This window comes from Mucilaginibacter sp. (assembly GCF_028288225.1).
In the GTDB taxonomy this organism is placed as follows: Bacteria; Bacteroidota; Bacteroidia; order Sphingobacteriales; family Sphingobacteriaceae; genus Mucilaginibacter.
Window position 1 is genome coordinate 1 of record NZ_JAQBOC010000089.1, and the last position, 14,901, is coordinate 14,901.

Here is a 14,901-nt window from a genome sequence, read left to right on the forward strand (position 1 = left end):
ACCATAATGATGGTGCTTGTTGCAACATTCGAAGCATCATATGCCATCCTTGCCCATACAATACCAATACCAAGAATTACAAAAAATATGATTACAGGAAACGAATTTTGATTTCTCATATCAAACCACCTCCTAGTTGGTTGATATATTGTATAATAAAGATAATCAAATTGTGCCCCTGATTAGTAATGGTAATCACATATTTTGCAGTCGGTGATCTTAGTTTACCAACTGTCACGGGTGGCCTGTTCTAAAAAAGCGTAACAGTTGGACTGTTTTACCTTTCGCTGGCGCGCACGTATTGCGTGTGTCCTGATCGTTTGTCGCAATATTCATCCTCTACAAAAGGTCAATATCAATCAACCCCTTACCGTATGCATAATCTATTGCACTTAAATATTTACGGTACCATGGTTCATCAACAAAACCGGCTGCTACGGGGTTGTTATGGGTATAGGAACAAAATCTTCTATACTGGGTGGTAGAAAAACAACTGGCGCTTATTTAGCGGTTTAAATTTGCCTGGCATGCCTCCAATTTAAGCGTTTTTTAAAATAATTCCAACTCTCGGTCAGCCTGACAACACCGACCACTTGGCTAAATGGCAATAACTTTATCCATTGTGTAATTTTTATACAAAAACGTGCCAAGGCTTTGATGATAAGCGTTATAATTACGCAGCTTTGTAAAGTAATGAACGGAGACCGAATGAATGATCAAGAACCTGATACCCGTAAAAGCAGGGGAAAAGACCCGCGTGACGAAGTGCTTTTTGGCTTGGAAAATCAGCGTGAAAAGCTTTTGCTGGCTTTAAGCGATATGCATTATTTACTAAACAAAGATTATCCCCCACGAGCTACGCTGGCATTGGTAGGTAACAGGTATCGGCTGAGGCATCGGCAAATCCTCGCTGTGCAGGGCATGGCGTGCTCAGCAAAGGATATCGAAAGGCGTAAACTTAAGGAAGTCGCTGCTGATAGTATACAAGGTAAAACTATTTATTTAGATGGTTTCAACATTGTGATTATACTGGAAACACTATTGTCCGGCGGTTATGTTTTTAGGGGATTAGACGGCTGCTATCGTGACATCTCCTCAGTACACGGATCATATAAGCGGGTAAGGCAAACCGAAGATGTGTTAATCACGTTAGGCAATGCATTACATGAGCTTGGTACCGAACGTGTGATTTGGATATTTGACGCCCCGGTCTCTAACAGTGGCCGCCTTAAAACACTATGTTATGAAACAGCAAAAGAACAAGGTTTTTCCTGGGAGGTTTATTTGGACAATGCTCCCGATAAATATTTAATTGCCGAAAACCGACTGATAGCAAGTTCGGATGCATGGGTGCTTAACGGTTGCTACGAATGGTTTAACCTTGCCTCATTTATTATTAACCACGTTTTAGATAACAGCGGAATCATGAACATTATTGATCACAGTAATAAGCAGTTGTTATTATTTATGTTGCTGATAATTGATATTGCTAAAGGATTATAAGCCAGCAATTTGGCAAAATACAAATCGAAAGTTGATCCCTGTTTGGTTTCGAACCCAGCTACTCGTAGTCTATTGAAAAATTTGATTGTTCTAATATTTGGTTCGAATTATGTTCACTCCGGGAGCAAAGAAGCCGTATCATAAATCAATGATACAGCCTCTTTTTTATTTGCAGAGATTTCAAAAACGCAAAAAGTGCATTTGCAAAAGATCACGAAAGCTTCTACTTATTCCTTAACCAACTCATTCAATATCGGATGATCCAACGCTGCTATTTTTGTATGTCCACCCTTCAGCTCATCAAACACAACAATTTCATTCAACCCTTTTTTAAGCCATGAAGCCGGAATGTAAACCGTTTGCTGCGGACCAATGTTCCAGTATTTACCAAGGTTATGTCCGTTTAAAAACACAAAACCTTTGCCGTATCCATGCAGATCGAGATAAGTATCACCAACTGCCTTTAGTGTAAATACGCCTTTATATAGTGCCGGCTGAAGCTTATAAGCATCTTTATTAGCAGAATATTTAAAGCCGTTAACGTTATTGAAAGGAAATTTATACATTTTCCAGCCGGTAAGCTCAGCATCATTTAAAGTGACTTTTTCGGTAATACCCTGGCGGTTATCTATCAGGAATGGACCGTAGTTAATGCGGCCATTGTTTTCTACAAGTATGTCTAAAACGTCTCCTTTTTTGGCATCGCTTATTTGCAGGGAGTCTTGCTTAAGGCGTCTATCCAGCATGCTGATGCGCTTGCCATTTAAATAAACGGTGGCATAGTCCCGCATTTTCTTAATTTTCAGAAGTCCCGCTGCAGCATTTTTAAGCGTGGTGCGGTATAACACAAAGCCATACCCCTGGTTAAGATCCTCAAAGCAAAGTGGCTTAGCTGAAACAACAGGAACTCTAAGATTACTAAATAAAGCGGCCCTGCTCACCAGGTTGATGTTTGGAATAGCTATTGCCTTATTTGTTGCCGGCACCTCCGGTAATTTCTCACCTGCAGGTAAATGTTTCTCTATTACTTCCCTGAATTTATAGAACTTAGCTGTTGGATTACCTGATTCATCCAGCGGTGCATCATAATCATAGCTTGAAGTTTGTGGCGCATATGGATCCTTCTTGTTCATGTTTGCGCCATTCATAAAATCGCGCGTAGTGCCGCCATGAAACATATAAAGGTTAATAGAAATCCCTGCTGTTAAAACCTCATCCAGCTTTTTAGCGTCCTTATCAGCATTACTGCCGGCGTGCGGAGTACCCCAGCTATCAAACCAGCCCGGGTACCACTCGGCTATATAATATGGCCCTTTACCATCATGATATTTATTGATCAACGCTTTCACCTCTTTAGGGTTATCCAACCCATTTACTGCTGGCAAATAGCCCGGCAAATAACCCGCCGGCAATTGTGACGGACCATCGCATGTAAAAAGCAAACCGCTAAAGCCGCCCTCAAGAAATATTTTACGGTTAATATCCAAATACTCCTTGTCGTTACTATATGAACCGTATTCGTTTTCTATTTGCACCATTAAAATATTGCCGCCGTTGGTAACCAGTAACGGCGAAAGCTGCTTGCCCAGCTGCATAATATAATCATGATAGTATTTTAAAAACTTAGGATCCTTGCTGCGTACTTTCAGCGTTTTATCCTTTAACAGCCACCATGGATAACCGCCAAACTCCCATTCGGCACACACATACGGACTTGGGCGCAATACAACCCACAAGCCTTCTTCCTTGGCTATGCGCACAAACTCTGCAATATCGTTGTTACCTGTAAAATCATATTTTCCTTCTTCTGGTTCCTGTGCATTCCAAAAAACGTAAGTGCCAATAGAGTTTAAACCCATGGCCTTTGCCATTTTCATCCGTTGCCGCCAATAAGCACGCGGAATCCGGGTGCAATGCATTTCGCCCGAAATGAGCTGCAATGGCTTGCCATCCAGCAAAAATGTTGAATCGCCAAGGGCAAAAGTATGACTGGCTTTCTGAGCCCTGCAAAAGTTTGAAGTGATGGTTAATACGAAAAGTAATATGGCAAGCTTTTTCATTTAATACTGTAATTAATTGGTGAGGCAAAGTAGTGAAATAAAATAAATGTCGCAAATACATTAATCATGGCCAGCCGGATTAATTTTTTTAATCTTTAACGAATACACATCAAATTGCCGCTAACCAGTTGATTTTTGGCTAACGTATTATCAATAGCGCAGGCCTTCGACCTGCACTATTGTATGTCGCCCCTTCAGGGCTTTGAATATTGTATTTTCCTGGCCCTGAAAGGGCCTAATATATCAGCGCAGGTCGAAGGCCTGCGTTAAATACAGGTGAATCAGGAAAATAAATAATTGATCATTAGGATATGTTTCACACAAAAAAAACCCGGCACTGGGCCGGGTTAACTATTTAATCTTTAATACAGGTTGCTTTTACTCAACCTGCAGAGCAACTCTTAATCTTGATCCATCAGGATATAAGCCTGATATAACAAGGACGCCATTCCTCGGATTGCTTAATGCCTTATCAAGGTCCTCAACACTGGCTATTGGTTGCCTGTTAACCTGGTTTATTACTGATCCTACCGGGATTTCGGTATTATCAAACAATCCACCTTCCCTAACCTGGGTAACCACCACACCGCTGTTTATGTGCAACTTGGCTTTTTGTGCGGCGTTAAGCGGCACAAAGCTGGCACCTATCCTGTTAAACAGTTCTTCTGTAGATTTTGAAACTGCTACTTTTGGTGTTGGTGCATCAGCCTTAAGCGTAATTGCAAAATTCTTCTCATTACCATCACGCAAAGCAGTTAGGTTAATCTTATCGCCGGGACGTAACCTTCCTACGCGTTCCTGCAGATCAGATGATTCATAAACAGTGTTCCCTTCAACTTTGGTAATAATATCACCCTCTTTTAAACCGGCCTGTGCTGCACCGCCACCTGGTAATACGCTGTTAATGTATAAACCATATGTCCTGTCAACTTTTAGATCTTTAGCAGCGTCCTGGTCAAGTTCTCTGAAACTAATACCTACATACCCGCGTTTAACCGCGCCATATTTTTCAATATCATCCAAGACCTTTTTAGCAAGGTTAATTGGGATGGCAAAACCATAACCTTCGTACGATCCGGTGTGTGATGCAATAGCTGAGTTAATACCTATCAGTTCGCCATTGGTATTTACCAATGCACCGCCACTGTTACCAGGGTTTATGGCAGCATCTGTTTGAATAAATGACTCAATTGCCTTGTTTAATTTTGGCTGCTGACTTTGATACTGTGTACGGCCGAAAGGATTTTCCTGTTGGTTATCCTCGCTCCCTATAATACCTATACCGCGGCCCTTCGCACTCACAATACCCGCAGTAACTGTAGAAGTTAACTTAAACGGATTACCAACTGCCAGTACCCACTCGCCTACTTTAACGGCGTCAGAGTTTCCTAGCTTTACAATTGGCAGGTCGTGCCCGTCAATTTTTATTAAGGCAAGGTCTGTGCTGGGGTCGGTACCAACAACCTTGGCGCTGAAGTTACGGTGATCGTTAGTAACAATTTCTATCTTCTCAGCCTTTTCAACCACGTGATTATTGGTAACTATATAGCCATCCGGCGAAATAATTACACCCGAACCCGAGGCCATCTGCGGACCTGAAGGGCGTATCCGCTGACCGAACATATCGCCAAACATTTGCTGTAGCTGACTTTGCTGATCATTGCCCGTCTGGTTTGAGTAAGTAGTGCGGATATAAACAACTGCAGGTGTTACTGCTGCCGCAGCCTGCGTAAAATCAACCGAGCCGGCAGATGATACCATTGCTGTTGATGCAGGGCTCAAATGATTGCTTGTTGCATAATATACCTTTTGTTTATCTTCAAAGCTCATGTTATTGGCATACTTGTTCTCAATCACTTTGTATGTTCCTAACGCCATGGCCCCGCCAACAAAGGCAGTTAATAATGTTAAACCAAACTTTTTCATGTTTTTGTTTTGTTTTTTAATGGTAATGAAGCTATCATGAGTTATATTAAATTTGATTTTTTATTCAAACTCATGATGGTTTCATGTTATTTGTCACTTTACTTTTTACGTTTACTTTTGTAAAACAAATTTAATACCATATAGACGTTATAACCTACAGTAAGTTATCCGTATTTTTGTTAAAATTTGTTAAATGTAACCTAACAGGGGTTTTTGTAAACATTTCATCCTGTTGGATTTACTAACAAAGGTGCTAAATATTATTCAGCTATTTTGATGATCCATTTTTATAAATACCAGGGAGCCGGGAACGATTTTATTTTGGTTGACAACCGCGATAACAGCATAAATCATCACGATCCGAAGCTGATTGCCTGCTTATGCGACCGTCGTTTCGGCATTGGGGGCGATGGGATGATGTTTTTGCAAAACCTTGAAGGCTATGATTTTGAGATGGTTTATTACAATGCAGATGGACAGCCAAGCAGCATGTGCGGTAATGGAGGCCGGTGCATAGTTGCCTTTGCCAAACACCTCGGAATTATTGACACTGAAACCAACTTTTTGGCAGTCGACGGCCCGCATTATGCCAAAATTTCAGAAAGCGGCGACTGGGTAAGCCTGCAAATGATTGATGTGGATACCATAAACAGGGATGCTGATGCCTATGTATTAAATACCGGCTCGCCCCACTACATCACCCTTGCTGAAAACCTTAAAGATAAAGATGTTTATACAGAGGGTTATGCCATCCGTAATAACAATACCTACTGCAAAGAAGGCATCAACATAAATTTTGTTGAACCCACCACCGACGGCTATTTCGTGCGCACCTTTGAGCGCGGCGTTGAAGACGAAACCTATGCCTGCGGAACCGGTGTTACGGCCGTAGCCCTCGCCATGGCCAAACACAACAACCAAACCGGCCATATCAACACTCCAATAAAAGTTTTAGGCGGCAATCTCAATATCCGCTTTGATTATAACGGCCAAAAGTTTAGCAGCATTTTTTTAGAAGGGCCAGCTGTGAAAGTGTTTGAGGGGGATGTAACCCTGTAGAGACGCAATACTTTGCGTCTCCTGCGTGAAAATCCATTTTCAAAATATTTTAATGAATATCGTAGAGACGCGATGCTTCGCGTCTTTGGCCAGCATACCTAATCGATTTGCATAATCTACCTGTCTGTGATTGAAGACGCGATGCATCGCGTCTCTACGAAACATATACAGGCTATTGCTGCAAATTGACAAAAGCAAAGTGTTACGCATTTGCATTATGCCACAAATGAACTAATCAACATTCCCCCACTGTTAATAATTATTTACAGAAAACATTTCGACTTACTGCAAATTCTGTTTAGGTTTGAATTTTTTGTTGATGTAACTTCTTTTAAATTTTTTTATAAAAAGTATGTTACGTGTCGACAGCAGCAAACCTTGCCAGATAATTTATGCCATTGCAAAGCATGAATACTTGTCGTACGTTATTGAGCCACACGTAGTTCAGCTAAATCCAAACGCCGAATTTTCACTAACCCACCAGCGTTTATTTTCAAATACAGCAAAGGAATTTGCCCATTGCATTGACGATATTGATATAAAGCTCATCAAGATCCTGGAAGAAATGGAACAGGGCAACCTGATCAAAAAGTTCTATAAAAAATCAATCCGCCCGTTTGAATTTTTTACCAAAGTGTTTAATGAGCAGCTTTTTGATACCCTTCGCCCTAAAATAGAAAAGAGGATGGCTGAAGCCCTGGCATTGCTAAAGGATAAACCGTTATACCAGATGAGCAAGGAAGGCTACCCTGCCGAGCGCAAGTTACAGATAGCGCCCGAGGCTGCATCAGTGCTGTTTCATTTCAGGCGCAATGAGGAGGAGATCAGGTATTTCCCCACCATTAAATACCAGGGAATGCGCATTGAGTTTATGTTTAAAAATGCCGAGGTCATTTGCAACCACCCCGCGTGGATGCTGCTTGATGATACCCTTTATCATTTTGAAAAAGAGATAGAAGGCAAAAAGCTGTTCCCTTTTTTGAATAAGAGGTACATCGCTATTCCCAAATCGTCAGAACAATCATACTTCGAAAAATTTGTTGCACCGCTTATTGAAAAGCATCACGTTTATGCCGAAGGCTTTACCATAAATACCGAAAAGTATGATGCCCGGCCGGTTATAAAACCAATTTATATAGAGGGCGGCACATCGCAGCTGCAGCTTTATTTTAAATATGCGGGCTATGTTTTCCCCTATGGGGATGAAAGGCTGATCTCCGTGCGTATGGAGCGCAATGGTGATGATTACACCTTCCATCGCATAAAGAGATCTGTTACCTGGGAAAAAAGCAAGTTCAGCCACCTGGAATCACTCGGTTTAAAAACCGCTTCCTCTCTCTTCAAAAACCTTGAAGTTGTTGTAAACGATGAGGAAGCCGACCAGTCGTTCTCTGTATTTGAGTGGATAAACCAGCATTATGATGAGCTTACCAGCCAAGGCTTTGAAATTGAGCAGCCAGACTCGGGCAGCCAGAAACGTTATGTATTTGGCACCAGTAAAATTGATCTTACCGTAAAAGAAAATAACGACTGGTTTGATATTAATGCCATTGTGTATTTCGGATCATACAGCATCCCTTTTATCCAGCTAAAAAATCATATCCTTAACCGTAAAAAGGAGTTTTTGCTGCCATCAGGCGAAATTGCCATTATCCCCGAAAAGTGGTTTTCGCAATACGGCAATCTGCTGCATTTTACTGAGGGCGGCCATAACCTTAAATTACGCCGTCATCATATAGGCCTGGTTAATGACCTTGCCGAAGGCGAAATGGCCAGCGTAACCATGACCGGCAAACTGCAAAAACTACTGGATTTTGAAGAGCTGGAAGATATTGCTCTGCCGCAACACTTCGCCGGGCATTTAAGACCTTATCAAAAAGCGGGTTACAACTGGTTCCATTTTTTAAAGAATTACCATTTTGGCGGCTGTTTGGCAGATGATATGGGTTTGGGGAAAACCATTCAGACGCTCGCACTACTACAAAAAAACAAGGAAGATGTAGAAGCAGCAGATAGTAAAAGCACCTCACTGGTTATTATGCCAACCTCCCTGATTTACAACTGGCTTAACGAGGCTAAAAAATTCACGCCAAAGTTAAGGCTGATGGTGCATACGGGAACTTTCCGCTATAAATCGCCGGAGGTGTTTGCCAATTACGATGTGGTGATAACCACCTACGGCATCAGTCGCATAGATATTGAATTGATGAAGGCTTTCTTTTTTGATTATGTGATACTGGATGAAAGTCAGAATATTAAAAATCCATCTTCAAAATCGTTTCAGGCGGTAAAGCAGTTAAAATCGCGTTTTAAGCTGATATTGAGCGGTACCCCGGTTGAAAATTCTGTTAATGATCTGTGGACACAAATGTCATTCATCAACCCGGGGCTGCTGGGTGCGCAGCAGTTTTTCATGAACGAATTTGTAACCCCCATTGAGAAAAAGAAAGATGAGGATAAGGCCCGTAAGCTGCAGGCATTAATAAAACCATTTGTTTTACGCCGTACCAAAGAACAGGTTGCAACTGAGCTGCCACCAAAAATTGAGAACTTGTTTTATTGCCAAATGAGCGAAGAGCAGTCGGCAGTATACGAAAAAGTAAAATCGGAATACCGCAACGAGCTGTTAAAAAGCCTGGAGGACGGCACCTTTGCCAAAACTCAGATCCAGGTTTTGCAGGGTTTGATAAAGCTTAGGCAAATTGCCAATCACCCTATAATGATTGACCAGGATTATGAAGGTGATTCGGGCAAATTTGAGAACGTAGTGCATACCCTTGCCAACGTGCTCGAAGGCAACCATAAGGTGCTGATATTCTCACAATTTGTAAAACAACTGAATATTTACCGCGAGTATTTTGATACAGAAAAAATCCCCTATGCCTATTTGGATGGCAGCACCCAAAACCGCGGCGATGTGGTAAAACAGTTCCAGGAAGATGAAAAGACACAGGTTTTTTTAATCTCGATAAAAGCCGGTGGTGTTGGCCTCAATCTAACCGAAGCCGACTACGTTTTCATCCTCGACCCATGGTGGAACCCTGCAGTGGAGCAGCAGGCCATTGACCGTACGCACCGCATCGGCCAAACAAAAAATGTGTTCATCTACAAATTCATCACCAAAGATTCTGTTGAGGAAAAGATCCTGGCCCTGCAGCAGCGCAAGCTAAGCCTGTCGCGCGCGCTGATCACGACCGAGGAAAGCTTTATTAAATCACTCTCAGTTGAGGATATTAAGGAGATTTTAAAATAGTCTTCCCTTCATTGCAGTCTGTTTTTAACCGGCGGATAAAAGTAATAAACCAAACAGGCTTTAGCCAAATTTTCTCGCCCTTCAATAAGGGCATAAAGAAAAGTTAAATATGGCATCAAATTTTAATGCAGACTTATAAGGTTTAAAAACATCAACCGAATTTATTGGGCCAAAGCAGATAGCTGAATTTGAATTGCCCCACTTTAATTTTCATAAATTAAAAATAAAATTTACCTTGCATCAGGAAATGGTGTCTTCCTTTTAAAAACCGCATTCGCTGATGACGCCTGCAACATCAATCAAAAGCAATAAAGCTTGTTGATATAATTGTTTGTAGGTGAAAAATTTAAACGCCTTACTTAATAAAAGAAAACCTGAGCCGCGAATCTTCGCATGGTTGTTTTTTTCCTGCCTTTTTGTTAAACCTAAAGCCATTAAACATAATGACTAATAAAAGCGCCCCCCCTTTGAAAGAGCATTTTACCATCATAAAACACCTGATCCGGTGGACCATTATGACTATACCTGTTGCTATAGCAATTGGCAGCGTGGTAGCCTTTTTTTTATGGCTGCTTACTGCTGCCACTCATTTCCGGTTTGATTATAAATGGCTGTTGTTCCTGCTGCCGCTGGCCGGCCTGCTCATCCATTTTATTTATCAAACAATTGGTAAATCCTCCGAAAAAGGCAACAACCTCATAATAGACCAAATTCATGAGGAAGGTGCAGGCGTGCCCAGAAAAATGGCTCCGGTTATTCTATTCACTACCGTAATAACACATTTGTTTGGCGGCTCAGCCGGTCGGGAGGGAACTGCTGTTCAGATTGGCGGCAGTATTGCCGCTATGTTTGGTAAATGGTTTAAATTGAACGGACCGGATACACGACTGATCCTTACCGCAGGGATAGCGGCCGGTTTCGGGGCCGTATTTGGCACGCCGGTTACCGGCGCAATATTTGCCATGGAAGTTTTAACCATTGGCCGCATAAAATACGATGCATTGCTTCCTGCTTTAGTAGCGGCGGTGGTTGGCGATATAACAGTAGGCACCTGGCATGTTAACCATACGCAATACCATATTGCATTAATACCACACACCACCGGCTTTATAAGTAATTACACTCATTTCGACTTGCTTTTGCTTGGTAAAGTAATTTTTGCATCCGCAATTTTTGGATTAGCGAGCTTCCTTTTTGCAGGGATGGTGCATGAAATAAAAAGCATCTGCCTTAAGCTCTTTAAACATAACTGGATGATCCCTGTATTCGGCGGATTGGTAATTATCGGCCTCACCTTTCTTAATGGCAAGCCCGATTACCTGGGGCTGGGTGTTGATGCTGAATATCATGGAGCTGTTACCATCCCCTCTGCCTTTAATGCCGGCGGCGCAGATACCTGGAGCTGGCTCTGGAAAACCGTATATACAACTGTTACCCTTGCCACAGGCTTTAAGGGCGGCGAGGTTACGCCATTGTTCTACATTGGGGCAACTTTAGGCAACACCTTATCAGCTTTATTAAATGCCCCCGTTGGCTTGTTTGCTGCCCTGGGTTTTATTGCTGTTTTTGCCGGAGCCACTAATACCCCACTGGCCTGTACCTTTATGGGAATAGAATTATTTGGCGGCGAGCACGCCCTGTTATTTGCTGTTGCTTGTTTTACCGCCTATTTTTTCAGCGGAAACTCCGGCATTTACAGCTCGCAACGGATCGCTGTCCCCAAAATATCCGATGATGATTTCCCGGTGGATAGTTCCATTTCTGATGCTGCGAAGCGGCGGGGCTACATGTACCAGAAGTTGAAGAAATATAGGTTTAAGAAATAACGTAACCACATAAAGCCCTGTCATTATAAACTTGTTTCAGCACCCCACTTGCCAGGTGTACACCATATAAGCAAGCGGGAGTGTTCTGTGAGGTGCCGAAATAAAATCGGCATGACAAGGATGATAATATCCGGTTAAAATAAACCAAGCTGCCCCTTATCATCCATATCTATATCATCGGGATTAGTGATTTCAAAATCTATTTTTTTAGGCTGCGATTCCACTGATTTCTGGAGCGATTCCTCCGATTGATCAGATGGTTTTGCTGATTGACCGGCAGGTGGTTTTACAGGTTCCGGTTTAATTTCTGCTTCTTTCTCAGGAGTTACAACAGGTGCCGTTACAACAGGCTTTTCAACCGCAATCTCTTTGGTTTCTTCTACCTCTGCCTCAGCTATATCTGTTTCATCATCTGTATCGCTTGTTTCATCTGCAATTATTTCTTCCTCCTCCGCTTCAATTTCGGCAATCAGCTCTACTGATTTTATCGGGTGCTGCGAGAGCCTGTTACCCATTGCCTTCATCCCCTTAACATCAATTACGGTTGAAAGATCTATCTCAAGGGTTTCCCGTGTTTGTTCTTTGCCTTTAAGCTGCTCTACTTTTACAACCGGCTGTGCGGCGCGCGAGATCAGCACCAGTTTTGAGCCGTTTTCATCGCTGATGATACTGGTTTGTTTACCGATAGCCAGGTTATCAAACACAAACCTTTTTACCATGTAATTTTTCGATTTACCATCAATATGGATAGCCGAATAAACTTTTGCCGGATCGTATTTCTCGATCACGATCATCTTATCATCAAAGTGATTGTTTAGGTCGAAACTTGTAAGCTCGTAGATCCCATTGCTGAGCACCGTTAGGATCCTGTCATCGCCGTCAAATTCTCCCAGGTATTTACCACGGCCGTCAGCATTTAAGCGTTTTAAAATATCATCATACCAGATCTTTCTTCCGGCTAAAGTTGAAACACCTTTACTTTTTAGTATGATCTTTTTAACAGGGTATTTGGTGATGATATTCCCCATCGAGCCACGACCCTTTATTGCCAGCGCCGCAAAGTCCTCGTCAAACTGCAGCTTTTTGAGCTTACTATGCGGCTTCAGCTGCACATTAACAATTTCCGCTTCGCCATTAGGATTGGCGCTAAAATAAAGCACTCGCGTACCTTTGGTACCCTTGGTTAAATCGTACTCCTTATCGCGGGTAACGCCTACTACCGAGAATCGTTTAATATAGCTTACCCCGCTCTGCCCGTCTTTATAGATCATGTTATACACGGTTCGCTCATCGTTCTTTTTAAATACGGCTACGTGTATAATTTCTTTTCCAACAAAAACCTTATCCTGGATCTTGGTAATCAAACAGCGTCCATCTTCCCTGAATACGATGATCTCATCAATATCTGAGCAGTCGGTTACAAATTCGTCCTTCTTTAAACCGGTGCCTATAAAGCCATCCACACGATTAACATATAGCTTGGCATTTGCCAGCGCCACCTGGGCGGCTTCTACTCTGTCAAAAGTGCGCAGTTCGGTTTTACGTTCCCGGCCCTTGCCATATTTTTCCTTCAGTTTCAGGAACCAGGAAATAGTATAATCAGTTAAATGTTTAAGGTGATGCTTTACCTCTTTTATTTCAGCTTCCAGGCCCTTTATCTGCTCATCCGTTTTCTTTACATCAAAGCGGGTGATGCTGCTCATTGGTTTATCAATAAGCTTTTTATAATCCTCCGGCAAAATGGCCCTGTAAAATAGCGGGAAGAATGGCTCAAACAACCGGTTCAAAACCTCAAGCACCATTTCAAAATTGCTTGAAGTTTCGTAGTCGGCATGCTTGTACATCCCTTCCTGGATAAAGATCTTAAGCAGCGAACTGAAGAAGATCTTTTCCATCAACTCTTTCAGCCTGATCTCCAGCTCCATTTTTAGCAGCTGGCGGGTGTAATGTGTGCTTTCGGTAAGCATATCATTAACACTCATAAAGCGTGGCTTATCGTGCTGTATTACGCAGGTATTTGGCGATATGGAAACCTCACAATCAGTAAAAGCATAAAGTGCATCGATAGTTACATCGGGTGAGATACCGGGTGCAAGGTGCACCACTATCTCAACACTGCTTGATGTATTATCTTCTATCTTCTTGATCTTGATCTTGCCTTTTTCGTTAGCAGCTACTATGCTTTCCATTAAGCCGCCTGTAGTTGTACTAAACGGAATTTCGGTTATAGCCAGTGTCTTTTTATCGCGCTCTTCTATTTTTGCGCGAATCCTCACCTTACCACCCCGCTGACCGTCATTATAAGCCGAAGCATCAGCCATACCACCAGTCGGGAAGTCCGGCATCAGGTTTGGCAGGGTACCTTTCAGCACCTCAATAGATGCATCTATCAGCTCAATAAAATTATGAGGCATGATCTTGGTGGCTAAACCTACGGCAATACCATCGGCACCCTGAGCAAGCAATAATGGAAACTTAACGGGCAGTGTTATAGGTTCGCGGTTACGGCCATCATAGCTGGCCTGCCAGTCGGTAGTATCCGGGTTAAAAACAACTTCGAGCGCAAACTTTGAAAGCCGGGCCTCAATATAACGGGGCGCAGCTGCCGAGTCGCCTGTAACCGGGTCGCCCCAGTTTCCCTGGCAATCAATCAGCAGGTTTTTTTGACCTATTTGCACCATGGCATCACCAATAGAAGCGTCACCATGCGGGTGATACTTCATGGTGTTACCTATTACGTTGGCCGCCTTGTTAAAACGTCCATCGTCCATCTCCTTAAGCGAGTGGAGGATGCGGCGCTGCACGGGTTTTAAACCATCATTTATATGCGGAACGGCACGGTCAAGAATTACATAAGATGCATAATCCAGGAACCAGTTTTCGTACAATCCATCGAGTGAGGTAACGTTGTGTAGTGTTTCTTCGCTATTTGCAGGTATCTCGTCTTGGTTTAAATCTTCACTCATTATTAGCTAAAAAATATAAAGGGTAAAGATAAGTATAATGTGCAGATGTGCGGATTTTGGATGTGCCGATTTTTAAACACATTATTAACTTTTAACAATATCATTAGCTGCCCAGTTTTTAACGCAGAGAAACAGAGACGGCACAGAGAGCACAGAGTTTATTTAGGAAGCGATTTTTTTAAACATTTTTGAATTTGAAGACTTGCAAATGGCATGACATCAGTATATTTGATAATATGACGAAGGGAGCCACAAAGTTAGAGAGTGAGAAACAAATACCTGCGTTACAAGATGACGATTGGGGCTAT

8 protein-coding genes and 1 riboswitch are annotated in these 14,901 nt (G+C 42.3%); of the genes, 5 read left to right on the top strand and 3 right to left on the bottom strand.

The annotated features are described in order from the left end of the window. Positions 1 to 708: 708 nt before the first annotated feature. Positions 709 to 1,503, top strand: coding sequence for a DUF434 domain-containing protein (locus JWQ54_RS26870; protein ID WP_299590975.1), 795 nt, complete (start codon positions 709 to 711; stop codon positions 1,501 to 1,503). 227 nt (positions 1,504 to 1,730) lie between these two features. Here the strand turns inward: JWQ54_RS26870 and JWQ54_RS26875 are convergent, their stop codons facing one another. Beyond that, the gene (locus JWQ54_RS26875; protein WP_299590976.1) at positions 1,731 to 3,563 is read right to left on the bottom strand and encodes a beta-galactosidase; all 1,833 of its coding nucleotides are present in this window, start codon (positions 3,561 to 3,563) and stop codon (positions 1,731 to 1,733) included. 135 nt (positions 3,564 to 3,698) lie between these two features. Here JWQ54_RS26875 and JWQ54_RS26880 point away from each other — a divergent pair, with 135 nt between their 5' ends. Further along, positions 3,699 to 3,833 (top strand): hypothetical protein, encoded by a 135-nt coding sequence (locus JWQ54_RS26880; protein WP_299590977.1) that lies wholly within the window; start codon positions 3,699 to 3,701, stop codon positions 3,831 to 3,833. 108 nt (positions 3,834 to 3,941) lie between these two features. Here the strand turns inward: JWQ54_RS26880 and JWQ54_RS26885 are convergent, their stop codons facing one another. Next, the gene (locus JWQ54_RS26885) at positions 3,942 to 5,489 is read right to left on the bottom strand and encodes a Do family serine endopeptidase (protein WP_299590978.1); all 1,548 of its coding nucleotides are present in this window, start codon (positions 5,487 to 5,489) and stop codon (positions 3,942 to 3,944) included. Positions 5,490 to 5,762: 273 nt separating this feature from the next. On the opposite strand from JWQ54_RS26885, the gene dapF reads away from it, so the two are divergent. The 3 genes from dapF (at position 5,763) to JWQ54_RS26900 (ending at position 11,627) form a co-directional block, all read left to right on the top strand. Further along, the gene (gene dapF, locus JWQ54_RS26890) at positions 5,763 to 6,548 is read left to right on the top strand and encodes a diaminopimelate epimerase (protein WP_299590979.1); all 786 of its coding nucleotides are present in this window, start codon (positions 5,763 to 5,765) and stop codon (positions 6,546 to 6,548) included. Between the two features lie 352 nt (positions 6,549 to 6,900). Next, positions 6,901 to 9,801: a DEAD/DEAH box helicase gene (locus JWQ54_RS26895; protein WP_299590980.1), complete on the top strand. Its 2,901-nt coding sequence runs from the start codon at positions 6,901 to 6,903 to the stop codon at positions 9,799 to 9,801. A gap of 234 nt (positions 9,802 to 10,035) precedes the next feature. After that, positions 10,036 to 10,098, top strand: a riboswitch (Fluoride riboswitch). Between the two features lie 146 nt (positions 10,099 to 10,244). Beyond that, positions 10,245 to 11,627: a voltage-gated chloride channel family protein gene (locus tag JWQ54_RS26900; RefSeq protein ID WP_299590981.1), complete on the top strand. Its 1,383-nt coding sequence runs from the start codon at positions 10,245 to 10,247 to the stop codon at positions 11,625 to 11,627. 134 nt (positions 11,628 to 11,761) lie between these two features. On the opposite strand, the gene JWQ54_RS26905 is transcribed toward JWQ54_RS26900, so the two are convergent. After that, the gene (locus JWQ54_RS26905; RefSeq protein ID WP_299590982.1) at positions 11,762 to 14,593 is read right to left on the bottom strand and encodes a DNA gyrase/topoisomerase IV subunit A; all 2,832 of its coding nucleotides are present in this window, start codon (positions 14,591 to 14,593) and stop codon (positions 11,762 to 11,764) included. Positions 14,594 to 14,901: the final 308 nt, after the last annotated feature.